Raw genomic sequence first — 23,881 nt, 5'->3', positions numbered from 1 at the left:
CGGCGAACCGAAGTCCGCCGTTCTTTCATATCCATACGCAGCGATTACTTCGCGGCGACGACCTTGGCCATTTCCAGGCACTTGTTGGAATAGCCCCACTCGTTGTCGTACCACGACACCAGCTTGACGAAGGTGCTGTCCAGCGCGATGCCGGCTTCGGCATCGAACACCGACGTGTGCGTCTCGCCGCGGAAATCGGTCGCCACGACCTTGTCTTCGGTGTAGCCCAGGATGCCCTTCAGCGCGCCTTCGCTCTGCGCCTTCACTTCAGCGCAGATCTCGGCGTAGGTGGCTTCCTTTTCCAGCTCGACGGTCAGATCGACCACCGACACGTCCGAGGTCGGCACGCGGAAGCTCATGCCCGTCAGCTTCTTATTCAGCTCCGGGATCACCACGCCAACCGCCTTGGCCGCACCGGTCGACGACGGAATGATGTTTTCCAGGATGCCGCGGCCGCCGCGCCAGTCCTTGTTCGACGGGCCGTCAACGGTCTTCTGCGTGGCAGTGGCCGCATGCACCGTGGTCATCAGACCGCGCTTGATGCCCCACTTGTCGTTGATCACCTTGGCCAACGGCGCCAGGCAGTTGGTGGTGCACGACGCATTGGAAATGATCGCCTGGCCGGCATAGGTCTTGTCGTTCACGCCGTACACGAACATCGGCGTGTCGTCCTTCGACGGCGCCGACAGGATCACCTTCTTCGCGCCCGCATCAAGATGCTTCTGCGCCGTTTCCTTGGTCAGGAACAGGCCCGTGGATTCGATCACCACGTCCACGCCGACCTCGTCCCACTTCAGGTTGGCCGGATCGCGTTCCTGGGTCAGGCGGATCTTCCTGCCATTGACCAGCAGGTCGCTGCCCGACACTTCCACGTCCGCCTTGAAGCGGCCATGCACCGAGTCGTACTTCAGCATGTACGCCAGGTAATCCGGCTCCAGCAGATCGTTGATGGCCACGATTTCGATGTCATTGCCGAAATTCAGCACGGCCGAACGCAGCACGTTGCGCCCGATGCGACCGAAACCGTTGATGCCAACCTTGATTGCCATGTTCACAAGCTCCTGCAGCCGCGACAGTGCGGCGCCGATGGAAAGGGCCGCCATTCTAGCAAAGCCCGACCCACCCCGGCCCCCGGGATCGGGATGGGAAGCGGTTACAACCGGAAACGCCGTGGATTGATCCGGATCAAGGCGCGCCAAGGCCCGGGAGGGAAAACTGGCCCCATTCCACCCCGCCACGAGACAGCACCATGCGCAAGACCTCCCCCCTCCTGCCCGCCAGCCTTGCCGCCGCCCTGGCCCTGGCCGCCAGCCCCGCCATGGCCCAGTCCAAGGGCGACTGGACCCTCGCCGCCGGTGTGCACCAGGTGGCCCCCAAGTCCAGCAACGGCACCCTGGCCGGCGGCCTCAAGGTCGACGTGGACAGTGACATCAAGCCCACCATTACCGGCGAATACTTCATCGCCGACAACCTGGGCATCGAGCTTCTGGCCGCCCTGCCGTTCAAGCACGACATCAACATCGACGGCCTCGGCCGCGTCGGCAGCACCAAGCACCTGCCGCCGGTGGTCTCACTGCAGTACCACTTCAACAGCAAAGGCAAGGTCTCCCCGTTCGTCGGTGCCGGCCTGAACTACACCACCTTCTTCAGCGAAGACACCAGCGGCGCGCTGGCCGGCAGCACGCTCAAGCTGGAAGACTCCTGGGGGCTGGCCGCGCATGCCGGCGTGGACTTCGCCATCGCCGACAAGGGCGCCCTGCGGGTGGACGTGCGCTGGATCGACATCGACAGCGACGTGAAGCTGGACGGCACCAAGCTGGGCACGGTCAAGATCGATCCGCTCGCCTACGGCGTGTCCTACGTGTTCAAGTTCTGACCGACCCGTCAGCGCCCCTCCCCCCAACCTCGCAGCACCGCATTTCCCCGGCCCTGGCCGGGGATTTTTTTTGCCTGTTGGAGCACTGTTCATCACTACTTCAATTGGAACTCTCGATTCGATCAATGGGCCAAATCGCCAACCAAGCTGCGGTGCGTGCAGATGCATCGATCGATTGAGGAAAATGACGCGCGCCGCTCGCGTCAATTTGCCTGGCCTATCGAAGTGACGTGTCTGGCAACGATTCATCGGAGAGCGGGCAGACGCGGCCAAGCATGCATGGCCGCCTTGTCGGCACGTCCATCCCGCCCCTTTCTCCCGCCCTGCTTAAGGACCGACATGCCTCGCATCCCCTCGCAACTCCCCACCAACGCCGCACCCACGCGCCGGCCGCTTCCCAGCCTGAGCGAAGGCTTCAACCTGATTGCAGGCCAGATCAACAGGACGCCGGCCATGGGCAAACTCTGGTCCATTCTCAATGTGGCAACGCCCAGCGTGGGCACAGCGCAGACTCGGGCGCTGCCGCAGGGCCAGATCGACTTCCAGGAGGTGTCCGGGTCCTCTGATGAGGACTGCCACCTCGCCTGCGGCGGCGACGAGCAGCTCCAACCCGGCGAACTCTCCGCGCTGGAGCTGGAAAGTACCCGCAACGCCCTGGCGATCCTGAAAGACGAGCACGCACGCCAGCCCGAGGGCGACGCGCGTTCGCACTACCAGGCGCAGATCGCCAAGCTGGAGTCGGCCCTGCACAGCCAGGGCCAGGCAACGTCGACCGCGGTCGAGATGCTGGACGTGCAGACTGCGACCACCTGCCAGGCAGAGGCGGCGTACATCGCGCCTGTGGTTGAGCTGCCCCCCGAGCCGCAACCGGTGCGGGCCGAGCAGGCAATGGCCATTGTCCCGGCGGCGCAGCGCACCATGACCAGTGCGTTGGTTGAACTGGGCGAGGCCGTCGGTCGGGTCATCGCCCTGCCGTCGCTCGCCTTGGTGAAGCACACGTCCAACGACAGGACGCTGCTGCCGCGCAACGTTCCCACCTTCAACACGCTCGGTCAAAGCGCTGCGATGGAGGCGGCAGGCAACAGCCTGCGTGCCAATCTTCTCCGGTGGGGCAGCGCGCAGGTGCAATCGCTCAACGTCAAGCTGGCGCACCAGATCGCGCTGAAGGAGAAGGCAAACAGGACACCGGAGCCAGCACCTTATACGAAGCTGGAACGCGCCTGCCTCGTCGACGCCAGCACGTCCCCACTGCGGCGGGTGATGAAGCCGACGAGCGACACCACCATCAAGAAGCTGCTCGAGCAGTCCAATCCTGACGCTGGCAGCTACGGCGCCTTGCATTGCGCGGTGGTTTCCAACCATCCCAAGCGCCTTGAAACACTGCTGCGGGCGAGCGCCGGCAAGATCGACGTCGACATGAAATCCGAGGTATACGGGGCCACAGGGCTTGAGCTCGCCGTGGAACGGGGGTACTGGCAATGTACCGAGGTCCTGCTGCGGGCGGGCGCCAGACCGACCTTGCGCGTGTTCGTGATGCAGGCCGAGGACGGCAACGTGGACAGGTTCCGGCGGCTGCATGCCCACTGGCAGGCGCTGGAAAGAAAGGACGCGCGCGCACGCGGAGCGACGGAAGAAGTCGACTTCCGGGCGGCATTGGGCACGGCGGTGGAGTTCAACGCATTGGATATCGCGCGGTATCTGCTCGAGCAGGGTGTCCGGCCCCGCGGGCAGGGCTACCTCATGCTGCAGTTTGCCGCCGAGAAAGGGCACGCCGCGATGTTGAGGCTGCTGCTGGATCATGTGCCACCTGGCATCGCTTACCCTCCCAGCGAGTCCAACCCAGAGCAGTCCCCGCTGGCCTTCGCCATGCAGGGCGGGTACGTGGAGGCGGTGTCGGTGCTGCTCCAGGAGAATGCCGACCCGCAGTTCGTGAGGGCGGTGACAGACAGCTTCGAGGCGGCAACGACGCAGCTCCCCCGTGCTGACAAGGAGCGGCTCGCGCCGGTGACGACACTGCTGCGCAGCTGGCTGCAGCAGCCGCAGCAGCACCCTGCCTCCGATACCGCGACCGGCCCTGCGCTGCTGGCGCTGCACGGCGAAGCCGCGAATGATCCGCGCGCGGGGGATGCCCTACCGTCAAAACACAGCCGAAAGGTCTTCGCCCCCTCGTACGTGTTCTCGCGCCCGCTTGCCATGTAGCACAACCGCCCTGGCAGAATCCCGGATTCTGCCGGGGCCACCCCGTTGGATCCTGCGGCGCGGCCGGGCGGCCAGATCCGGAAAATGCCAGTGCCAGACCGGGCCGTTAGAATGGGCCGATGAAAATCGCCTCCCTGTTGTCTTCCTCCGCGCTGGTGCTGGCGCTCACCGTGGTTTCCACCAATGCCCTGGCGTGGGGCGCACAGGGCCACCGCCTGGTCGCCCGCATTGCCGAACCGCAGCTGACCCCGCAGACCCGCGCCGAAGTGGCGCGGCTGCTGGCCAATGAACCCATTCCCACCCTTCCGGCCATCGCGGCGTGGGCCGACGAACTGCGCGCCAAGGATCCAGGGTTGGGCAAGCGCTCGGCCGCCTGGCACTACGTGAACATCGGCGAAGACGATTGCCATTACGAGGTCGAACGCAACTGCCGCAACGGCAACTGCGTGGCCGAAGCGCTGAAGGCGCAGACCGCCATCCTTGGCGACCGCAGCCGTCCCGACGCCGAGCGGGCACAGGCGCTGAAGTTCGTCGTGCATTTCGTTGGCGACATCCACCAGCCCATGCATGCGGGCTACGCCCACGACAAGGGCGGCAACGACTTCCAGATACAGTTCAATGGACGCGGCACCAACCTGCATTCGCTATGGGACAGCGGCATGCTGAACACGCTGAAGCTCGATGACGATGCGTATGCGAAGCGCCTGTCCGCGCTGAAGGCGCCCAAGGTGGCCAAACGCCCGGCCATCGCCACCGATGCGGTGCAGTGGGCTGAAGCCAGCTGCCGCATCGCCATTGCACCTGGCGTTTACCCGGCCAAGCGTACGCTGGCACCGGAGTACACCGCGACCTACCTGCCCATGGCCGAAGCCGAGCTGCGCCTGGCCGGCGAGCGCCTGGCGGTGCTGCTCAATGACACATTGGGTAAACGCTGAGGTTTCACCATGTCGCCGCATGTTGCCAGTTTCTTCCATCCGGACAGCCACACCTTCAGTTACGTGGTGCATGACCCGGCCAGCCGGCAGGCGGCGGTGATCGACCCGGTGCTGGATTACGACCCGGACACCGACGCTGTCGGTGCCGGGCCGCTGCAGCCGTTGTTGGCGCATGTACGCGCGCACGCGCTGGAAGTGCGCTGGCTGCTGGAGACGCACGCGCATGCCGACCATGTCAGCGCCGGACGTTGGCTGAAGCAGCAGTGGCCGCAGGCGTCACTGGCGATGGGCAGCGGGATCGTGGAGGTACAGCGCACCTTTGCGCCGCGCTATGGGTTGGAGATGCCTACCGACGGTTCGCAGTTCGATCACCTGTTCGCCGATGGGGAGCATTTTGACGTGGGTGGCATCACTGCCGAAGTGATTGCGGTGCCTGGGCATACAAGCGACAGCGTGGCGTACCGGATCGGCGATGCGGTGTTCACCGGCGATTCGCTGTTCATGCCCGATGGCGGTACCGCGCGCTGCGATTTCCCGGGTGGCGATGCAGCCTTGTTGTACCGCTCGATCCAGCGCCTGCTTGCGCTGCCCGATACCACCCGGGTGTTCATATGCCACGACTACGGTCCAGGTGGGCGCGAGGTGGCCAATGAGACGACCATTGGCGACCAGCGTGCGCGCAACATCCATCTGCACGAGGGTGTGAGTGAAGGTGAGTTTGTTGCCATCCGGCAGGCACGGGATGCGACGTTGGTCGAGCCGAAGTTGATGCACGCTTCGGTGAAGGCGAACATCCAGGGCGGAGCGTAGAGCCACGCCCTGCGTGGCTGCTCTTCGTTGGGCACCGCGAAGCCACGCAGGGCGTGGCTCTACCATCGGGCATCGCGAAGCCACGCAGAGCGTGGCTCTACCGTCGGGCACCGCGAAGCCACGCAGGGCGTGGCTCTACCTCGTCTTTACGGTGTGCTGACCATGCACTATCTCGAATGTGAAAGCGTAGAACAGGCTCACCGCCACCGGCTCCACCCGTTCGGCGTCACGGCAATCGCCGCGGTCGTCCGGCACCTTCCCTGGTGCGAAATGGCAGACCGCGGCAGGCACGTAGCGCCACGCCGCAACCGCTTCCTGCGCAGCCTCCACCAGCGCGCGATTCTCCGGGGCGCTGCCCGCAGCGCAGTCGCTGCGGTCGGCCAACGGTACGCTTCGCTCCACCGTGCCCTCGGCACTCACCACCACCTGCAGGCAGACCGTGGTCGGCGCCAGGTCCCGGCGCGGATCACGATCGCCCAGCACCGGGTCTGGCGCCGCGTTCAGCTGCGGCATGCGATACCCCTCACCGGGCCGAAGCGCGTAGGATTCCACCGCGCCGGCATCACCCCCGCCATCGACGGCCAGGCGCTGGTGGCCGACATTCTCGGTGCGTGTATCCACCCGGGCGAGCTGCTGTGGGCCGAAACAGCCGCACAGCAACGAGGTCGCCACCAAGACCAGCAGCCGTAGGTTCACGGCGCCGGCTCCGATGCCTCCAGCTCGAAGGTCATCGGGATCTGCAACGCCGTCGCCACGGGCTTGCCATCCTTTCGCGCCGGGTCGAACGTCCACTGCCGGGCGGCAGCAACGGAGACCTCGTCGAACACGCCGGCAGGCGTAGCGCTGATCACCTTGATGTCGTCCGGGCGGCCACTGGCATCAACGTTCACGCGCAGCACCACCTTTCCGGAAATGCGCTGGTCATAGGCGCTCTTCGGATACTGCGGCGGCGCGATGTGCCTGGCCTGGGCGTCGGCATCGGCGGGAAGCGAGGCGGAAACGCCAGTGTCCCCCTGGCTCGCCCACGCCACCATGCCCAGGCCCGCGCACAGACCCGCCACCAGTACCTGCCCCAACATCCAGGGCAACGCCTTCCTCTTGTGTTCCTTCAGCATGGCAATACGCTCCTTCAACATCGGTTGACTGCGCCAGTGGCAGGCCATCGGCGCAACCGGGTGGACCCACTGTGCTTTCAGCAGCGCGTTGGCGTAGAGCCGGCGCAGGGCCGGATGCGGGTCCACCGTGCGGGCGTCGCAGGCCAGTTCCTGGTCGCACAGGAAGCGGCGCGCGGCCCAGGGCAACAGGGGATGGAACCAGAACACGCAGCGCAGCAGCGCCAGCGCGGCATTGGCCCAGTGGTCGCCGTGGCAACGATGCTGATGCTCGTGCTGCAGGATCAGGTCGCGCTCGGCAGCGCTGAAGCGTGCGTCGAAATCCGGCCCGACCACCACGCGCGGCTCCCACAATCCCACCAGCGCGGGAAGGCCCGGGTCAGCGCTGGCCTGCCAGCTGCCGTCGCTGCGGGGTTGCAGCGCGCCCAGGCCGCGTTCGAAGCGCTGCTGGCCACGCCATTGCGCCCCCGCGACCAGTATTGCGCCTGCCCCCCATAGCGCGGCCAGCAGCACCGGCCACAGCATCGCGCTGGATGGCAATACGGGCGCGCGCAGCGCAGCGCCCAAGGCCTGGACCGGTGCACTGTCGCTCAGCGGCAGCGTGGGCACGGGCAGCAACGGGGCCAGCAGCACCAGCGGCACCAGCCACCAGCTTCGATACACCAGCGCCACGCCACCGAGCCGCCGCAGCAGGGGCTGCAATGCGGCCAGAAGCAATACCGCAACCGCCAACCAGGCGCTGGCCTGCACCAATCCTTGCAGCAGCTCAGTCATGGCCCAGCTCCTGGATCAGCTTCTTCAACTCGGCGATGTCCTGCGCGCTCAGCTCACCGCGCTCGCTGAAATGCGCCACCAGCGGCGCCACGCGCCCGGCGAACAGCTTGTCCAGCAGTCCGCTGCTCTGTTCGGCTACCCAGGCGTGGCGCTGCAGCACCGGGGAGTAAAGGTAACGGCGGCCATCGCGGCTGGCGCTGATGGCGCCCTTGGTCAGCAGCCGGTTGAGCAGGGTCTTGATGGTGGGCTCGGCCCAGTCGCGCTCGACGAGGGCGGCCACGACCTCGTCTGCCCCCTGGGGGTGCCTGTTCCAGAGCACTTCCATGACAACGGCTTCGGCTTCGCTGATCTGACTCATCATTTACATCCGTAATCGACGGACCGATTACGCGCGTAATCTTTACCGCTGTCAAGCCCCCGCCGTCGCGGTCCGTTCAAACCGGAAATGCTGTAATGCCATACAGACTCCGCAGGAACGCGCCGCATGACCGAGCATCTCACCGACCTTGACGCTGCAACCGACTGGCTGTTGCAGCGTGTCGACGGGCCGCTGCGCATCGGCGCGCCACTGGCGCTGGGCAAGCCGCACCGGCTGCTCAACGCGCTGTATGCGCGGATCGAGAACGACCCGTCCCGCCCGCTGCAGATCTACACCGCGCTGTCGCTCAATCCACCCAAGGCCGGCGGCAATGGGCTGGAAGCACGCTTCATGGCCCCGTTCGCGGCACGTCATTTCGGCGAGGATTTCCCACGCCTGGCCTACGCCGACGCCATGCTGCACGACCACCTGCCCGCGCATGTGCAGGTGGAAGAGTTCTATATGCAGTCCGGCGCCCTGCTCGGTTCGTCGCAGGGGCAACGCGGCTACACCAGCCTCAACTACACCCATGCCGCCGATGCGGTGGCGCAGCGCGCCCCGCACGCGATCGTGCAGAAGGTGGCGATGCGGCCGGACGACCGCCGGCTGTCGTTGTCGTGCAACAACGACATCACCCAGGACACGATCGATGCGATGCTGGCGCGCGGACTGCCGCGGCCCCTGCTGATTGCCGAGATCGATCCGCAGCTGCCCTACCTGGGCGGATCGGCCACGGTGGACGTGTCCTTCTTCGATCTGGTGATCACCCCACCGGCGCCCTACCCGGACCTGTTCGGCCTGCCGCGCCAACCGGTTGGCGATGCCGACTACGCCATCGGCCTGTATGCCAGTGCGCTGGTCCGCGATGGCGGCACGCTGCAGATAGGCATCGGCACGCTGGCCGATGCCATCAGCCACGCGCTGGTGCTGCGCCACACCGACAACGCCCGTTATCGGCAGATCCTGCATGCGCTGGACCCGACCCTGGCCAGCCACCCGACGGTGCTCGAATGCGGTGGCCTGGAACCGTTCGAGATCGGCCTGTACGGCTGCAGCGAGATGCTCAACGAAGGCTTCCGCCGGCTGGTGCAGACCGGGGTGATCCGGCGCAAGGTACATGATGACCTGGCGTTGATGGAGCGGATCGAAAGGGGCAGCACACTGACCATCGACCACGCCACGCTTGAGGCCGAAGGCGAGTACCTGCATGGTGCCTTCTACCTGGGCTCGTCGGAGTTCTACCAGTGGCTGCGCGACCTGCCGGAAGACGAATCGCGGGCGATCGGCATGCGCCGGATCAGCGAAATCAACCAGCTGTACGGCGGCAACGAAACGCTGGAGCGGCTGCAACGCCGGCACGCGCGTTTCTTCAACTCCTGCATGATGGCCACCGCGCTGGGTGCGGCGGTGTCCGACGCGCTGGAGGATGGGCGGGTGGTGTCCGGCGTGGGCGGCCAATACAACTTCGTGGCGATGGCGCACGCACTGCCAGAGGCGCGCAGTGCGCTGATGTTCCGCGCGGTACGCCAAGACAAGGGCACGCTGCAGTCGAATGTACGCTGGAACTATGGCCACACCACCATTCCGCGCCACCTGCGCGACCTCTACATCAACGAATACGGCATCGCCGACCTGCGCAACCTCACCGACGAGGACTGCGTGATTGGCATGGCGGCGATCACCGATGCGATGTTCCAGAACGAACTACTGCAGACGGCGAAAGCGTCGAAGAAGCTGGCAACCGACTTCATCGCACCGGAGCATTGGGCGCGCCGCAACACGGCCGCCGCGGTCAGCGCATCGCTGGCCCCGTTCCGACAGTCCGGCGCCCTGCCCGACTACCCGCTGGGCAGCGATTTCACCGAGGTGGAACAACACCTGGTCAAGGCCCTGGGCTGGCTCAAGCAGAACACCCAGACCCGGAGTGCCAAGCTGCGCACGGTGCTGGCGGCGCTCACCCAACCCGCTGGCGACGGCGATGTGGTGTACCTGCAGCGGATGGGGCTGGATGCGCCGAAAACGTTCGGCGAGAAGATCGAAGCGCGGCTGGTGCGGTTGGGGCTGGCGCGGACCGCGTAACGGCCAACGCGTAACCCGGCTCAGCAGCGGCGCGCATCCCGCGCTGGTAGGGGCGGTTCCCAAACGACCGCCGACCACGCCGATCGGCACGTAAACGCATGACCACAACCGAAGCTGGCGCTTCGGCAGGCGTTGTGGAAATGGGTCGGAGGATATCAACCGCAGGTGGTTGATATCCTCCGACCGGTTTAACGGAATACAGCCACCTGGCGATTTCAGGAGGGGATCTGACGCAGATCCGAGCATGCATCCTCTATGACTTTGAGGAAGTCAGGCAGTGAGAACTTCATCTTTACATCTGTTTCAAGAATTCTAGTCAGATGAAAGAACTCGATCTCAGGCACCCCATCAACCCGCTCCTGATCAATGCGACACAGGAGTTGCGATTCGAATGAAATTTCTGCGGCGAGCGATTCAAAGCTCGTCGGACTGACAAAATCAACTGAAAACCTGGTCATGGCACACCTACTTTTTGGGATCCAAGAACGTACTAAAAGCCCCATCTGCTTCGAACCGCACCCCCTGACCGCTCGCACCTCTGTAGTCGGCTCCTCCCCCACTCAAGAATGTCCTGACGGTACCTGGACTCTTCAGTATCCCCTCCACGACCCGGCCAGCTGCCTCATTCTTCTGAGCAACGTTTCCCGTTGGAGCTGCGAAGGTCCCGCCGGGGCGGGTAGCGTGCTGCTCAAGCTTTCGTGCGGCGACGGAAAGGCCAGTTGCATTGAACGGTTTGCTGGCAGCCTGCAATAGCGGGCCAACCTCCTTGGCAGCAAGACCTGCGGCGCCAACGGTTCCGGTAACCCCAGCCATCTCCGCAGCAATATTGGTGGCTGCGGACATTACGCCAGGGTTAGTCATGGTGGCTAGACCAGCTTCGACCGCCAACGGCGCAAGCATCACCCCCGTAGCAGCCACGGCATATGGCTGGAGCGGCTTGTACACCGCCCCGTTGCCAGCCTCCATGTCCTTGCGATGCCGTTCAACGAAGCGTTCCGCTGCTTGACGTCCGTCAGCATCCGTGAATCTGTACGGGTTGCTGTTCGCATACCGATAACGATTGAATTGACTCACAGACTGGTCATACGCAGTCACCGGATCAACGCTCAGGAATACGCCCAGCTGTGGGTCCATGTAGCGTTGCTGCATATAGCTCAGCCCGGTGGCTGCGTCGCTCACATGCCCCGTATAGCCGGGTCCATCGGCGACCTCGCCACCCACGATCCCACCGTACGGTTCATAGGTGTACCGCTCGATCACATTTCCGTTGGCATCGGACTTGGCCACAACCGAGCCCAGAGCATCGGTATGGATGTAGGTGACCGTCTGGGCACTTGCCGCCAGCACCAGCGATAAGCTGATCAGCGTCACGGAGCCAAGCCATGCCCCCCATGAGCCAAGCCTCAGAATCCTGCTCCTCAGCTTAGCTGCACAGGCGCGCGCACCTATTCTCATCAACTCGGACATCCTTCTACCCCCTGAATGGACCATTCCTGCAGGATTTCGACTTCATATCACAGTATCTGAGTGTTCGGTGGAGCAGGGCTTGATGTTCAAGATCAGCGAGGCCGGCGTGCACCGTCCTCCGTTCCGTTTTTCCGCGCACGTCGCTCTGTCAACGAGCTGACAGCGACAGTTGGGTGCCGTGTCCAGACTCCGCTCCGGTTCGGCACTCCGTTTGCAGGCGTTGCTCCCCATCGCCTTCCGGCGCCAGTTTCGAGCCGACTACGCCATTCAATGGTGCGGATCGGCCATGCATTCGACGCGTGATGTGATAGGCATCAAATCCTGCACTTCGCGCGACATTTTCGGCCAATTCTGAAAGTTTCCCACGGCAATTGCATCCTCCTGAATCGGCCGATACCTTCGCGACCTCGCAGATTGCTGCACATCGCTCGAATGCGACAACGCCGATGAGGAGGACAGCCATGCTGGTGAGGGGATGGAGGAATGCACTTGGGTTTCAGTTTTGCATTCGTATCGACGGGCTGCTGCTTGCGCTGCTGTACGCGGTTGCCTGCTGGGCGGCGCGCAAGATATCGCTGGACCAGCTCTACCTGCCCGCCGGCATCCGCGTGGCAGCGCTACTGGTCTTTCCGCCAAGATTGTGGCCGTATCTGGTTCTGGGGGAATACGCGTACTTTGCACAGCTGCGTCTGCCATTGATCGAACAGCACGGTTTGCAGTGGGTGATCCTGTCTTCCTGCTATCAGATTCCCGCCGTCGCGCTGTTGGTGCATTTTCACAGGCAGGCGATGAAGGCTAGCACCACGACATGGATACTCTCTGTAGCGGCATTGGCCTCGGCAGTTACCGGTATGACGAATGTATGGCTGATGCACCTGCTTTGGCCGACCCCTCCTACCTCAGATATTCATTCGACTGCGGGCCTTTACATACTAGGCCACTATGTCGCCATCCTGAGCATCGCACCAGTTGCATTACTGTGGGTGCAACGATACTCAGCGCCTAGCTGGGAGGCATGGCGACATCCGACGACGATAGCCGCCCTTTCCCTGCTGGTGCTTCTTGGTGTAGCTGCTGCGAACCTTCCTGCAACATCGCCCTCAACCAAAACCAGCCTGCACCTGCTGATGGCCGCGCCAGTTATCGCACTGACGTGTATCCATGGCTGGCGGGGTGCAGCCATAGGCGTGCCCGTGCTGAACCTTATTATTCATTTCACCACGCCTGTCACCGGATTGCCGGAATCATTCGACGCTGAGACCTTCCGGACCCAGCAGATCATGGCAGTGGCCGGAACCGCACTTCTCGCGCTGGGTTCACAGATCACGCACTACTACCATCAGTTCGTGGCGCGTGACCTGCACGGCCGCGAAGCAAACGAGTACGCCAGGAATGTTCAGCTCGCAGGCGAGATGGACCTTCGCGAACGCGCACTGACCCTGAGGAGCATCGGGGATGGGTTTGACGCCTCGCTGAGTACAACAGCCGCGTGGCTGGAGGAGCAGGGGCATAAGCAGGTCGCCTCTGGTCTATTGCACGTTTCCGTGGTTCATTCGCGCAAGTTTCGCGAGCAGACCAGCATGGTGTACCCCACCTCGCTGGAACATGTGGGACTGTATCTTGCGCTGCAGCTGGGCGGGGTAGGTGATACTTGGGAACATACCGAGAGGATGGCGCAGCCGCACTTGAATGGCGATCCCTGCTGCCTGAGCCTGGGATTGCAACTGGCTGCCTATCGCGGGCTGACAGAGGCGGTATCGCTGTTGTTGAACCACGAAGCCGGGCAGATCCAGATCCGCGCTCGTTGTGGCCGGCTCCAGCAGATGCAAGGCATCCTGATCGTCGTGACGGTGCTGGATCCAGCGCATCGGCTGTCAGAGACCACGGTACGCCTGGCCATTGAGCGCCTTCGCGGAAGAGCGCTGCCTTATGGCGGCACCGTTCAGTGCCGCCGCAACCGAATCCGCCTGTTCCTCGCCGAAGCGCCGCCGCTCTAACCGGCCGGACGGGGCACTTCGACTGCCCAGACCGCATCTGCACCGCCACCTAGTAAAACCAGGATGAATTCGGGATGGCGGTACACGACCTTGCCTGCTGCCTCAGCGGGTGCCGCCACACGATCATGCGGCAATGAAACTCGCCGCGCGTTATCGCCCGCAGGCAGCGCCCAGAAGTAATCGTCCGCCTTGCCAATGATCAATTGCACCCGCCCTGCCAGATCGTTGACCTGGTAGTACGCGATTCCGTCGCGCTCGAATCCGTATACCTGCCAGCTCGAATCATTACTCAGATTGTCTGCCATCGGCTTGGTTTCACCCAAGCCGCGCTTTGCCAACTCCTTACCGTTTCCGCCTCCTGGACAGCATGCCAGCGCGATCGTCGGTGCCCCAGTCAGCAGAAGCAGGGACACGGCGTCCCGAACGTATGATTTTCGCACAGCATTCTCCCACGCAGGTTCACCCAATGATTCGGACGATGCTAGCCACGCGTGATCGTGAAAGCTCTGAATGATGTCTGAGACAGCGTTCCAAATTGCCAATGGGGTGCGACATCAGACTCGATTGCGACAGCGCGCCCGGCAGCCTCATCAAGCGCGGAGACTCAAACGTACGGCGCTGACAGCCTGGTTTCGGAACCTGGCACGGTGAGGGCCGGCCAACGGCCGGCGCTGCCGCTTTTCCGATGGCCACCTATCCACTGTCGAGGGTCGTCGGGTGCGGGTTTGCGGGACCGTAGAGCGCCATGGATGGCGCGAACGAGCTTACATGGATGTACTTGCAGCGTGTCCCGCAAACCCGCACCCGGCGGCCCAGCCAGGGACGCGCCTCCGCCGCAGGCTGTTCGCCACGATCCGACAGCAACGGGGCAGAGCCCCGCTCTACAGATCGCTTGCCATTGCCATCCAAAAACAGAAACGGCGCTTTCCTTGCGGAAAGCGCCGTTTGCGTTACTTCACCTGCTGGCGGTTAGTTGGCCAGCTGTGCCTTGGCCGCTGCCACCACAGCATCGGCAGTGATGCCGAAGTGCTTGTACAGCGCATCGGCCGGGGCCGAGGCGCCGAAGGTGTCGATGCCGATCACCGCGCCGTCCAGGCCTACGTACTGGCGCCAGAAACCGGTGACACCGGCTTCCACCGCCACGCGGTTGCGTACTGCGTTGGGCAGCACCGATTCACGGTAGGCCGCGTCCTGGCGCTCGAACACGTCGGTGGACGGCATCGAGACCACGCGGGTCTTGATCCCGGCAGCATCCAGTTCGGCCTTGGCGGCTACGGCCAGGCCCACTTCCGAACCGGTACCGATCAGGATCACGTCCGGCACGCCGCCTTCGGCGTCGGCCAACACGTAACCGCCACGGGCGATCTGCGCCACCTGGTCGGTGCTGCGCGGCTGGTGCGGCAGGTTCTGGCGGCTGAAGACCAGGCAGCTGGGGCCATCCTGGCGGGTGATCGCGGCCTTCCAGCTGACCGCCGACTCGACCGCATCGCACGGGCGCCACACATCGTTGTTCGGGATGTAACGCAGCGACGCCAGGTGCTCCACCGGCTGGTGGGTCGGGCCGTCTTCGCCCAGGCCGATCGAATCGTGGGTGTACACGTGGATGGCGTGGGCCGGGATCAGCGCGCTCATGCGCACGCCGTTGCGGGCGTAATCGCTGAACACCAGGAAGGTCGCATCGAAGGGAATGAACCCGCCATGCAGGGCCAGGCCATTGGCAATGGCGGTCATGCCGAACTCGCGCACGCCGTAGTACACGTAGTTGGCGTTCGGATCATCGGTGGCAACCGACTTGCTGGCCTTCCACAGCGTCAGGTTCGAATGCGCCAGATCGGCCGAACCACCCACCAGCTCCGGCAGCAGCGGCGCAAAGGCTTCGATGGCCAGCTGCGAAGCCTTGCGCGAGGCGATGGTCTGGCCTTCGGCCTGGACCTGGGCGATGTACGCATCGGCCTTGGCGACGAAGTCGGCCGGCAGTTCGCCGTGCGAACGGCGGGTCAGTTCTTCGGCTTCGGCCGGGAACTGCGCGGCGTACTTGTCGAACTGCTGTTCCCATTCGGCCTGGCGCAGGGTGCCGGTACCGCCAGCACGCCAGCCGGCGTAGATCTCTTCCGGAATCTCGAACGGACCGTAATTCCAGCCCAGCTGCTTGCGGGTGGCTTCCAGCTCATCCTTGCCCAGCGGGGCGCCGTGGCTGGATTCCTTGCCGGCCTTGCCCGGCGAGCCAAAACCAATCGTGGTGCGGCAGCAGATCAGGGTCGGCTTGTCGGACTGCGCCAATGCGCTGTCGATGGCGGCCTTGATGCTGTCCGGGTCGTGGCCATCGACGCCGCGCACCACGTTCCAGCCATAGGCTTGGAAACGCTCGGGGGTGTTGTCGGTGAACCAGCCTGCGGTGTTGCCGTCGATGGAGATGTGGTTGTCATCCCAGAAGCAGACCAGCTTGCCCAGGCCCCAGGTGCCGGCCAGCGAGGCCGCTTCGTGGGATACGCCTTCCATCAGGCAGCCATCGCCCAGGAACACCCAGGTGCGGTGGTCGACGATTTCGTGCTCGGGGCGGTTGTAGCGCTGGGCCAGCAGCTTTTCCGCCAGCGCGAAGCCGACCGCGTTGGCCAGGCCCTGGCCGAGCGGACCGGTGGTGGTTTCCACGCCGGGGGTTTCGTGGTGTTCCGGGTGGCCGGCGGTCTTGCTGCCCAGCTGGCGGAACTGCTTGAGCTGCTCGATCGGCAGGTCATAGCCGCTCAGGTGCAGCAGCGCGTACTGCAGCATCGAGCCGTGGCCATTGGACAGTACGAAACGGTCGCGGTTGAACCACTTCGGGTTGTTCGGGTTGTGACGGAGATAGTCGTTCCAGAGGACTTCGGCGATATCTGCCATGCCCATCGGCATGCCGGGATGCCCGGACTTGGCGGTTTCGACCGCATCAGCGGCAAGGAAGCGGATGGCATTGGCCAACTGGCGGCGGGTGGGCTGCGTCATGGTTCTGTCGGGGTCGAATGGCTGCCGCGGGGCTGCGGTGGCCTATTGTCCCATAGTCCACCGACCGGGTCAGGCGTGTGAAGACGGCTCCGGTACACCAACGAAAACGCCCCGCTGGGCGGGGCGTTTGAGGTCAGGAGCGATGGACTCCGTCAGCTGCGGGGTACGACCGGGCCCGGGACCGGGCTTTCGTCGGTCTCGCCCTTGGCCACCAGGGTGGTCAGGGCCAGGTCGCCGGTGACGTTGAGCGCGGTGCGGCACATGTCCAGGAAGTGGTTCACGCCCAGGATCAGGCCGATGCCCATCGGGTCCACGCCGACCATGGCGCAGATCATCGCCACCACGGGCAGCGAGCCGGACGGCACGCCGGCGGTGCCGATGCCGCCCAGGATGCAGACCACCATCACCATCAGCTGCTGGGTGATGCTCAGGTCCACGCCGAAGAACTGGGCCAGGAAGATCACCGTCACGCCTTCGAACAGCGCGGTACCGTTCTGGTTGGCGGTGGCGCCCACGGTCAGCACGAAGCGCGAGACCTTCTGCGGCAGGCCCATCTGGTCGGCCACGCGCAGCGCGGTCGGCAGGGTGGCGTTGCTGGAGGCGGTGGAAAAGGCCATCACCGTGGCTTCCTGGGTATCGCGGAAGAACGCCAGCGGCGATCGGCCCGACAGCCACACTGCCGCGCCGTAGGTCACCACCATATGCAGGGCCAGCGCCAGCACCACTACGCCCACGTAGGCGCCCAGGCGGATCAGCAGGTCGAAGCCGAAGATCGCGGCCAGGTTGAACATGAAGCAGGCAACGGCGTACGGCGCCAGGCGGATGACCAGGTTGATCAGGGTCATCGAGACTTCGAACACGCCCTCGACGACCTTGCGCAGCGGCGCGGTCTTCTCGTCCGGGGACAACACCATGCCGATGCCGAACATCAGCGCGAAGAACATCAGCGACAGGATCGCGCCGTTGCTGGATGCGGCAGCCAGCACGTTGCTGGGCACGATCGACAGCAGCATGTCCATGCCCTTGGGCTGCTCGCCAATGTTGGCCACGATCTCGCGGCTGCGCTCGACGTTTTCATGCAGCAGCTGCTGGGCCATGGCCGGGTCCACGCCCACGCCCGGCTTGAGCACATTGACCAGCACCAGGCCCAGGCCGACCGCGATGCCCGACAGCAGCACGGTGTAGGCCAGGGTCTTCCAGCCGATCCGGCCCAGCGAGCGGATGTCGCCCATCTCCGACACGCCCATCACCAGCGCCGAGAAGATCAGCGGCACGATCAGCATGAAGATCAGGTTGAGGAACAGGCCCGACAGCGGCGTGGTCAGGTAGGTCATCACCGCGCGGGCAGCATCGGGCAACCAGGGAATGCCCGGCCCGACGGCGTGCACGATCAGCCCCAGCAGCAGGCCAAGCCCGAAGCCAATGCCCATTTTCCAATGCAATGGCAGCTTCTGCCGGGTGGTTGCGGCCTCAGTCATGGAGCGGCGTTCCTTGAAATATAGAGAAAGAGTTTAGCCCGGCGGGTAGAGGGGCGGCAGGTCAGTATTTTCCGCCGCCGGCGACGGTTGCCAGTGCGGTCGGTCATGGAAGGCGCGGCGCAGTGCTTGTCGCGCCTGGGCCGCGTCGCCACCATCGCGGCTCCAGCGTGCGGCCTGCAGGTCGCGCAGGGCCTGGCGCTGGTCGGCGTCGGCCAGCCGCGCCAGCACCGCATCCAGCCCATGCACGCCGCCCATCGCGCCCAGCAGCGCGACGATCTCATCCAGCCCTTCGTGGTCCAGCGCGCGGCGCAGCGCGGCGCGCGACGGGGTATGTCCCGCAGCCGGGGCCGCGCTGACGGCGCGGGAGCTGCCCCTGTCGCCGGTGCCGCGGCGGCGCCATGCCCAGACCAGGGTCAGCAGCCACAGCACGGCGAAGCCGACCGCCGCCGCGATCCAACCCCAGGGCCGGCGATCCGCTGCGGCCACCATCACCGCGTCGGACGGCGTTGGCGCGGCGCCGGGCAAGGCAGAGGTGGTATCCAGCGCGGTCGGAGCAGGTGCCGTGGCCGGGGCACCGGCCGCCACGGCCACGCTCAGGTCCGGCAGCGTGGCGGTGCGCGCCTGGCTGCCGCGCACGTCCCACCACGCCATGCGCGGCCCGGGAATGACCAGCGTGCCGGGCTGGCGCGGCACCACCGAATAGCGGCGGGTGAGGGTCAGCCGCGGGGTGCTGCCGTTGAAGGTTTCGTCGTACTGCGGCGGCTCGGCGAACACCTGCGCGCCCGGGCCGACATCCAGCGGTGGCAGTTCGGGGAACTGCGCGCGGGTGGCGCCGTCGGCAACGGCCTCCACCACAACCGTGACCGCCTCGCCTGCGCGGCCCTGCGTGGGCGCGGCGGTATAGCGCAGGCGCAGGTCGTGCAGCGGCAGCCACGGCAGTGGTGCGGCGTCGGGCTGCGCGCGCACCTGCAGGGTGCGATCAGGCGCGTTGGCGCGAAGCCGGCCATCGCCGCCGAACAGGTCGTCGAAGAAGCCGCCGGCGCTGCGGCCGTTGAAGCGCGCGCCGCGCAGCACCAAGGGGCCGCTGCGTTCGGGAATCAGCAGGTAGCGGCGCTCGACCAGGTTGTAACGACGCCCGTTGATTTCACGGACCAGGCTGCGGTCTTCGCCGACGCGCTGCATCGACGCGCCTTCCGGCGCATCCACGCCCAGCTCGCCGGACAGCAACTGCGAGGCGTAGTACAGCCGCACCACCACGCCTACGCTCTGCTGTACGTATGGATTGGGGTCATCGACCTCCATTTCGACGAACGCGGTGGCATTGCCAGGCGCGGATGCGCTGGCCGCCACCGTCAGGCGCAGCGGCGCGGTCCGCGCCGCGCCCACCTGCAAGGCAGGAATGGTCAGCACGCCACTGCGCCGCGGGCTGAGTGCCACGCCGTACAGCGAGCGCGATTGCATGGCGCCCTGGCTCCACTGCACCTGGCGGCTGCTGGTCTGGCCACTGAGTTCGAAGTCGGCCTGCAGCGGCGCGTAATCCGGCGCGCCGGCATCGGTCTCGATGTTGAGCGTGACCGTGTCGGTGTCGCTGATCGCATCACGGTCCAGCCAGGCGCGGGGCTGCGCATGGGCCAGACTGCTCGCGCCGAGCAGCAGCCAGGCGCAGGCACGCCACCAACGTCGCGTGGAGGTTGCTGCGCTCATTGTCCTTCCCGTTTCCTGCGTTCGTTTTCCAGTTGGAATTTCTTGCGCAGCAGGTTGCCCGGTTCATCGGGCACCCGCCGCATCCACGCTTCGACCGCCTGCCGCTGCTCGCGCTGCTGCGGGGTCTCGGACGACTCGCGGCGCTGCGCTGGCGTTTTCCCGGCCTCGACCTGCTGCTTCTCCAGCGCCTGGCGCATGCGCTCGCGCTGGGCTGCATCGGCACGCGCCTGTTCGGCGGGGTCCGGCTTGCCGGCGTCGGGATCCTGCGGTGGCGTGCCCTGCCCCGGCTTCGGCTGACCCTGTTCGCCCTGCGTGGTGGGATCCTGCTTCTGTTGTTGCTGCTGCGACTGCTGCTGTTGCTGTTGCTGGTTCTGCTGCTGTTGCTGCTGTTGCTGCTGTTGCCCGGCACCCGGTGGCGGCTTGCGCTTGCGTGCGGCATCCACGGCAGCGCGGTTGGCCACGGCATCCGGCATGCCCGGGCGCAGTTTGAGCGCCTGGTCGTAGGCGGCAATGGCCGCGTCGTACTGCCCCTGCCGGGCCAGCGCGTTGCCCAGGTTGTAGCGGGCCTCGGCGCCGTTCACGCCTTCGAACTGCTGCTGCGCCGCCTGGAAATCGCCGCGTCGATAAGCATCGACCCCTTCGGCCACGCGCTGTTGGTCGCGCTGGTCGTCGCGCTGCCACCAGGAGCGTTCGGCGGCGTGCACGGGCGCCGGCAGCGCCATCGGCAGCATCACGCACAACAGGGCCACGGCCGCCACGCCGCGACGGCGGAAGGCCCACAGCGACAGCAGCATCAGCGGCGGCAGCAGCCAGAACCCTTCATCGCGCCAGGCCAGGCCCTGCCCCTGCGGGCTTTCGCGTTCGCCTGCACCGGTGCGGGGCTTCAATACCCCCAGCGACTGCAGGTCGCCATCGTTGTCGGCCATCGGCGCATAGCGCCCGCCGCCGGCATCGGCCACGGCGCGCAGGATGTCCGGTTCCAATTGCGCGCGGGCGATCTGGCCATCGCTGCTGCGGAAGGCCGCGCCCGCGGGCGTGCCCAGCCCGAGCACGGAGACGTGGATGTTCTGCGCCTTTGCGGCGGCGGCCGCAGCGCGCGCCGCGCCGTCGGCGCGGTCGGTCAACAGCAGGATGTCGCCGCCCTTGGCGCCGGACTGCTGCAGCAACAGCACCGCCGCTTCGATGGCGCGGTCGGCGCGTTGGCCATCGCGTGGCATCACATCCGGTGCGAGCGCATCCAGGTACAGGGCCACGTTGGCCGTGTCGTCGGTCAGCGGTGCAACGGTGAAGGCATCGTCGGCGTAGGCCAGCAGCGCCACTTCGCCTCCGCTGCGCTCGCGCAGCAGCGTGGCCAGCTTGGCGCGCGCCTGCAGCAGGCGCGATGGCGGCAGGTCGGTGGCGGTGATGCGCGAGGACAGGTCCAACGCCACCACCAGCGGCGCAGGCGATTCCCACAAGGGCTGGGGAAGCTGGCGCCAGCCGGGCCCGGCCAGGGCCAGCACCGCGAGCGTCCAACCGACCAGCAGCACCGCCAGGCCACCCCAGGCGCGGCGCCCGCCGGCCACCAGCAGGTGCGGCAACAGGTGCGCATCCACGTTCTGCCGCCACACGCTGCTGCGGTGGCGGCGCCAGGACCAGAGCAGCGCTATCAGCGGCAGCGCGGCCAGCGCCCAGAGAATCTCCGGGCGCGCAAGGTGCACGTGGGTCATCAGGGCGTTCATGCCCAACGCCTCGGCAACAGCCAGGCCAGCCCGCCCAGCAGCATGGCCAGGGCCAAGGGCCAGGCATAGCGTTCGATGTACGGGCGCACCGCGGCGCCTTCAGCGGTGATCGGCTCCAGGCGGTCAAGCTCGGCGTAGATGCCGGCCAGTTCGTCGGTATTGCGCGCGCGGAAGGCGCGGCCGCCGGTGAGTTCGGCAATGCGACGCAGCGTCGCCTCGTCCACCGGATCGTCGCCTGCGGCGATCTGCACGCCGAACAGGCTCATGCCACCGTCGCCACCGAACGCCACGGGATACACCCGTACGCCCTCTGCTTTGGCCAGTTCGGCCGCACGCAGTGGCTGCAACACGCCGGCATTGCTCACGCCATCGGTGAGCAGGATCAGTACGCGCTGGCCCTCGGGCTGTTCACGCAGGCGCTTGACCGCCAGCGCGATGGCATCGCCGATCGCGGTATCGCGCCCGGCCAGGCCCACTTCGCTGTCGGCGAGCTGGTTGCGCACGGTGGCCAGATCGGCGGTGATCGGGGTCAGGGTGTAGGCACGTTCGCCGAAGATCAGCAGCCCCACCCGGTCGCCCGCGCGTCGATCAAGAAAATCGGCCAGCACCGCCTTGGCGGCGGAAAGGCGTTCCACGACCTGGTTGCCCAGCATCATGTCCGGTTCGCTCATGCTGCCGGAGACGTCCACGGCCAGCATCATCTGACGCCCCTGCTGTGGCGGGCTGACCGGTTCGCCCAGCTGCTGCGGCCGGGCCAGCGCCACGCACAGGCTGGCCCAGGCCAGCCACAGCAACAGGCGTCCAACCCGCCACGGGCCTCCGCCACCGGCCTGGCCGAGCGCGGCCAGCGCGCCGGCGGCATAGGGCACGCGCAGCGCAGGTGACGGTGCGTTGCGACGCGGCCACCAGCGCATCAGCCACGGCAGCGGCAACGCCAGCAGCGCCCACGGCCAGGCCAACAGGTCCAACCACGGCAGCACGGAAGACAGGGTCTGCGCCATCATCGCGCGCGCCCGCTGATCAGGTCGAGGAAGCGGCCGCGCGCAAGGGCGCGCACGCGCTGGACAGCGGCGGCATCGAGCGTGCGGCGGTAGCCGCCATCCAGCAACAGCCGGCCCTCACCGTCGGAGAAGGCCCGGCTGCCGGGTGCATCCAGGAATTCAAGCCAGGCCTGGCCCTGCAGCAGTTCCGCGCCGGGTGAGTGACCGCGCGCGGCGCGGCGCAGCAGTTCGGCCATCGCGGCGACCTGGGCGCTGCTGGTATCGGCCGCGTCGACGGCGCTGTCGAACAGCTGCAACCATCGGCGTTGCTGGCGCCGACGATGCGCGCGCCACGCCCATGCCAGCAGCGCGGCCAGCGCCAAGGCGGCCAGCACCAGCCACCCGCCAGGCGGCAGCGGCCACCAGGACGGAACGGCAGGCAGATGCACGTCACGCAGTGGCAGCGAGGCGGCCGCGCTCATGCCACAACCGCCGATGGCAGCGGCCCGAGCCAGCAATCGCTGGCATCATCGGTGCTGACCACGTGCACCTGGATCCGGCGCGCACCGAGGCTGCGCTGCAGGGCTTCCAGCGGCTCCACGAAGCGTGCGCGCCAATGCTCGCGCACCGCGCTGTCGTGCAGGTCCAGCACGACCTGTTGGCCCTGCGGGAAGAACGGCAGGATGCCATCGGGCGGCGCAAGCTCCAGGGGATCGGCCAGCAGCATCAGCTGTACTTCGTGGTGCATGGCCAGGGCGGTCCAGCGCGGAACGTCGATCGCGGCGGCGCGTGCGGGGTCGGCCAGCACCACCACGCGCGCACCGGGACGCAGCACGCGCGCGGCCTGCTGCAGCGCGTGGTCCAGGCCCGCATCGTCTGGCGGTGGCGCGGCGTACCAGCGGGTCAGCGCATCCAGCACGCGCAGCACGCCGCGGGTGCCGCCGGCAGGCGGGACCGGCGCTTCAAGGCGGCTGCCACGCAGCGCGGACAGGCGGTCGCCCTGGCGCTGTGCCAGCCACGCGGCCACGGCACCGACCCGCGCAGCCTGCACCGATTTGAAACGCACCCGGGTGCCGAAGTACAGCACCGGGTCGGTATCGGCGACCAGCAGGGTCAGGCGCTCGCGCTCGGCCTGGAACAGTTTGGTATGCGCGCGCCCGGTGCGTGCGGTCACGCGCCAGTCGATGTGCCGCGCATCATCGCCGGCCACGTACTCGCGCGATTCGGCGTATTCCATGCCGCGCCCGCGCATCGGCGATGGCGCCTGGCCGGCATGGGCCAGGCGGCCACGCCGCGCCGGTGCCAGCCGGTGCGCGCTGCGGCGCAATGCGACCAGTTCGGCCAGGGTCGGCTGCACGCCGTTGCCCGCCAGCGCGGTGGCAACCGTGTCGTCCGAAGCGGTCATGCCGGTC

20 protein-coding genes are annotated in these 23,881 nt (G+C 66.3%); 6 read left to right on the top strand and 14 right to left on the bottom strand.

From position 1 onward, the window contains the following. Positions 1 to 44: 44 nt before the first annotated feature. Positions 45 to 1,049 carry a type I glyceraldehyde-3-phosphate dehydrogenase gene (gene gap, locus WIX41_RS12985; RefSeq protein ID WP_339448167.1) on the bottom strand — a complete coding sequence of 335 codons (1,005 nt, stop codon included), beginning with the start codon at positions 1,047 to 1,049 and terminating at the stop codon, positions 45 to 47. Positions 1,050 to 1,249: 200 nt separating this feature from the next. Here gap and WIX41_RS12980 point away from each other — a divergent pair, with 200 nt between their 5' ends. The 4 genes from WIX41_RS12980 (at position 1,250) to WIX41_RS12965 (ending at position 5,820) form a co-directional block, all read left to right on the top strand. Next, a complete protein-coding gene (locus tag WIX41_RS12980; RefSeq protein WP_339448165.1) occupies positions 1,250 to 1,876 on the top strand; it encodes an OmpW/AlkL family protein in 627 nt (208 codons plus the stop codon). A gap of 339 nt (positions 1,877 to 2,215) precedes the next feature. Then, positions 2,216 to 4,075: an ankyrin repeat domain-containing protein gene (locus WIX41_RS12975; RefSeq protein WP_339448164.1), complete on the top strand. Its 1,860-nt coding sequence runs from the start codon at positions 2,216 to 2,218 to the stop codon at positions 4,073 to 4,075. Between the two features lie 119 nt (positions 4,076 to 4,194). Next, the gene (locus WIX41_RS12970) at positions 4,195 to 5,010 is read left to right on the top strand and encodes a S1/P1 nuclease (RefSeq protein ID WP_339448162.1); all 816 of its coding nucleotides are present in this window, start codon (positions 4,195 to 4,197) and stop codon (positions 5,008 to 5,010) included. Positions 5,011 to 5,019: 9 nt separating this feature from the next. Beyond that, positions 5,020 to 5,820, top strand: a complete 801-nt coding sequence (locus WIX41_RS12965) for an MBL fold metallo-hydrolase (protein WP_339448160.1) — start codon at positions 5,020 to 5,022, stop codon at positions 5,818 to 5,820. A gap of 135 nt (positions 5,821 to 5,955) precedes the next feature. On the opposite strand, the gene WIX41_RS12960 is transcribed toward WIX41_RS12965, so the two are convergent. From WIX41_RS12960 to WIX41_RS12950, 3 genes are read right to left on the bottom strand one after another with little or no spacing between them, the layout of a single operon-like run. After that, positions 5,956 to 6,516 (bottom strand): hypothetical protein, encoded by a 561-nt coding sequence (locus tag WIX41_RS12960; protein ID WP_339448158.1) that lies wholly within the window; start codon positions 6,514 to 6,516, stop codon positions 5,956 to 5,958. Further along, complete coding sequence (locus tag WIX41_RS12955) at positions 6,513 to 7,706, bottom strand: M56 family metallopeptidase (protein ID WP_339448156.1); 1,194 nt, start codon at positions 7,704 to 7,706, stop codon at positions 6,513 to 6,515. The genes WIX41_RS12960 and WIX41_RS12955 overlap by 4 nt, the downstream gene beginning before the upstream one ends. Further along, entirely contained in the window at positions 7,699 to 8,064 is a 366-nt protein-coding gene (locus tag WIX41_RS12950) for a BlaI/MecI/CopY family transcriptional regulator (protein ID WP_339448154.1), read from the bottom strand. The genes WIX41_RS12955 and WIX41_RS12950 overlap by 8 nt, the downstream gene beginning before the upstream one ends. A 126-nt stretch (positions 8,065 to 8,190) precedes the next feature. Here WIX41_RS12950 and WIX41_RS12945 point away from each other — a divergent pair, with 126 nt between their 5' ends. Beyond that, the gene (locus WIX41_RS12945) at positions 8,191 to 10,143 is read left to right on the top strand and encodes an acetyl-CoA hydrolase/transferase C-terminal domain-containing protein (RefSeq protein WP_339448153.1); all 1,953 of its coding nucleotides are present in this window, start codon (positions 8,191 to 8,193) and stop codon (positions 10,141 to 10,143) included. Between the two features lie 215 nt (positions 10,144 to 10,358). Here WIX41_RS12945 and WIX41_RS12940 read toward each other — a convergent pair whose 3' ends face one another. Together WIX41_RS12940 and WIX41_RS12935 are read right to left on the bottom strand one after the other, a co-directional pair. Next, entirely contained in the window at positions 10,359 to 10,601 is a 243-nt protein-coding gene (locus WIX41_RS12940) for a hypothetical protein (RefSeq protein ID WP_339448152.1), read from the bottom strand. Positions 10,602 to 10,608: 7 nt separating this feature from the next. Continuing rightward, positions 10,609 to 11,514 carry an RHS repeat-associated core domain-containing protein gene (locus WIX41_RS12935; protein WP_339448150.1) on the bottom strand — a complete coding sequence of 302 codons (906 nt, stop codon included), beginning with the start codon at positions 11,512 to 11,514 and terminating at the stop codon, positions 10,609 to 10,611. Between the two features lie 557 nt (positions 11,515 to 12,071). Here WIX41_RS12935 and WIX41_RS12930 point away from each other — a divergent pair. Next, complete coding sequence (locus tag WIX41_RS12930) at positions 12,072 to 13,607, top strand: MASE1 domain-containing protein (protein ID WP_339448148.1); 1,536 nt, start codon at positions 12,072 to 12,074, stop codon at positions 13,605 to 13,607. Here WIX41_RS12930 and WIX41_RS12925 read toward each other — a convergent pair. From WIX41_RS12925 to WIX41_RS12890, 8 genes are all read right to left on the bottom strand, one after another. After that, positions 13,604 to 14,020, bottom strand: coding sequence for a hypothetical protein (locus WIX41_RS12925; protein WP_339448146.1), 417 nt, complete (start codon positions 14,018 to 14,020; stop codon positions 13,604 to 13,606). The genes WIX41_RS12930 and WIX41_RS12925 overlap by 4 nt on opposite strands. Positions 14,021 to 14,576: 556 nt before the next feature. Beyond that, positions 14,577 to 16,586 carry a transketolase gene (tkt, locus tag WIX41_RS12920; RefSeq protein ID WP_339448144.1) on the bottom strand — a complete coding sequence of 670 codons (2,010 nt, stop codon included), beginning with the start codon at positions 16,584 to 16,586 and terminating at the stop codon, positions 14,577 to 14,579. A 152-nt stretch (positions 16,587 to 16,738) separates the two neighbouring features. Then, complete coding sequence (locus WIX41_RS12915) at positions 16,739 to 18,064, bottom strand: dicarboxylate/amino acid:cation symporter (protein ID WP_339448143.1); 1,326 nt, start codon at positions 18,062 to 18,064, stop codon at positions 16,739 to 16,741. Positions 18,065 to 18,097: 33 nt separating this feature from the next. Then, positions 18,098 to 19,768 carry a BatD family protein gene (locus WIX41_RS12910; RefSeq protein ID WP_339448142.1) on the bottom strand — a complete coding sequence of 557 codons (1,671 nt, stop codon included), beginning with the start codon at positions 19,766 to 19,768 and terminating at the stop codon, positions 18,098 to 18,100. After that, positions 19,765 to 21,489: a VWA domain-containing protein gene (locus tag WIX41_RS12905; protein ID WP_339448141.1), complete on the bottom strand. Its 1,725-nt coding sequence runs from the start codon at positions 21,487 to 21,489 to the stop codon at positions 19,765 to 19,767. Before WIX41_RS12905 ends, WIX41_RS12910 begins: the two co-directional genes overlap by 4 nt. Then, positions 21,486 to 22,493 carry a vWA domain-containing protein gene (locus tag WIX41_RS12900; protein WP_339448139.1) on the bottom strand — a complete coding sequence of 336 codons (1,008 nt, stop codon included), beginning with the start codon at positions 22,491 to 22,493 and terminating at the stop codon, positions 21,486 to 21,488. The genes WIX41_RS12905 and WIX41_RS12900 overlap by 4 nt, the downstream gene beginning before the upstream one ends. After that, complete coding sequence (locus tag WIX41_RS12895) at positions 22,490 to 22,951, bottom strand: DUF4381 domain-containing protein (RefSeq protein ID WP_339448137.1); 462 nt, start codon at positions 22,949 to 22,951, stop codon at positions 22,490 to 22,492. Before WIX41_RS12895 ends, WIX41_RS12900 begins: the two co-directional genes overlap by 4 nt. Then, entirely contained in the window at positions 22,948 to 23,874 is a 927-nt protein-coding gene (locus WIX41_RS12890) for a DUF58 domain-containing protein (protein ID WP_339448135.1), read from the bottom strand. Before WIX41_RS12890 ends, WIX41_RS12895 begins: the two co-directional genes overlap by 4 nt. Positions 23,875 to 23,881: the final 7 nt, after the last annotated feature.

This window comes from Stenotrophomonas sp. AB1(2024) (assembly GCF_037482345.1).
Lineage (GTDB): Bacteria > Pseudomonadota > Gammaproteobacteria > Xanthomonadales > Xanthomonadaceae > Stenotrophomonas.
Note: the sequence above shows the minus strand (reverse complement) of the source record. Positions and strands in the feature narration are given on the sequence as shown.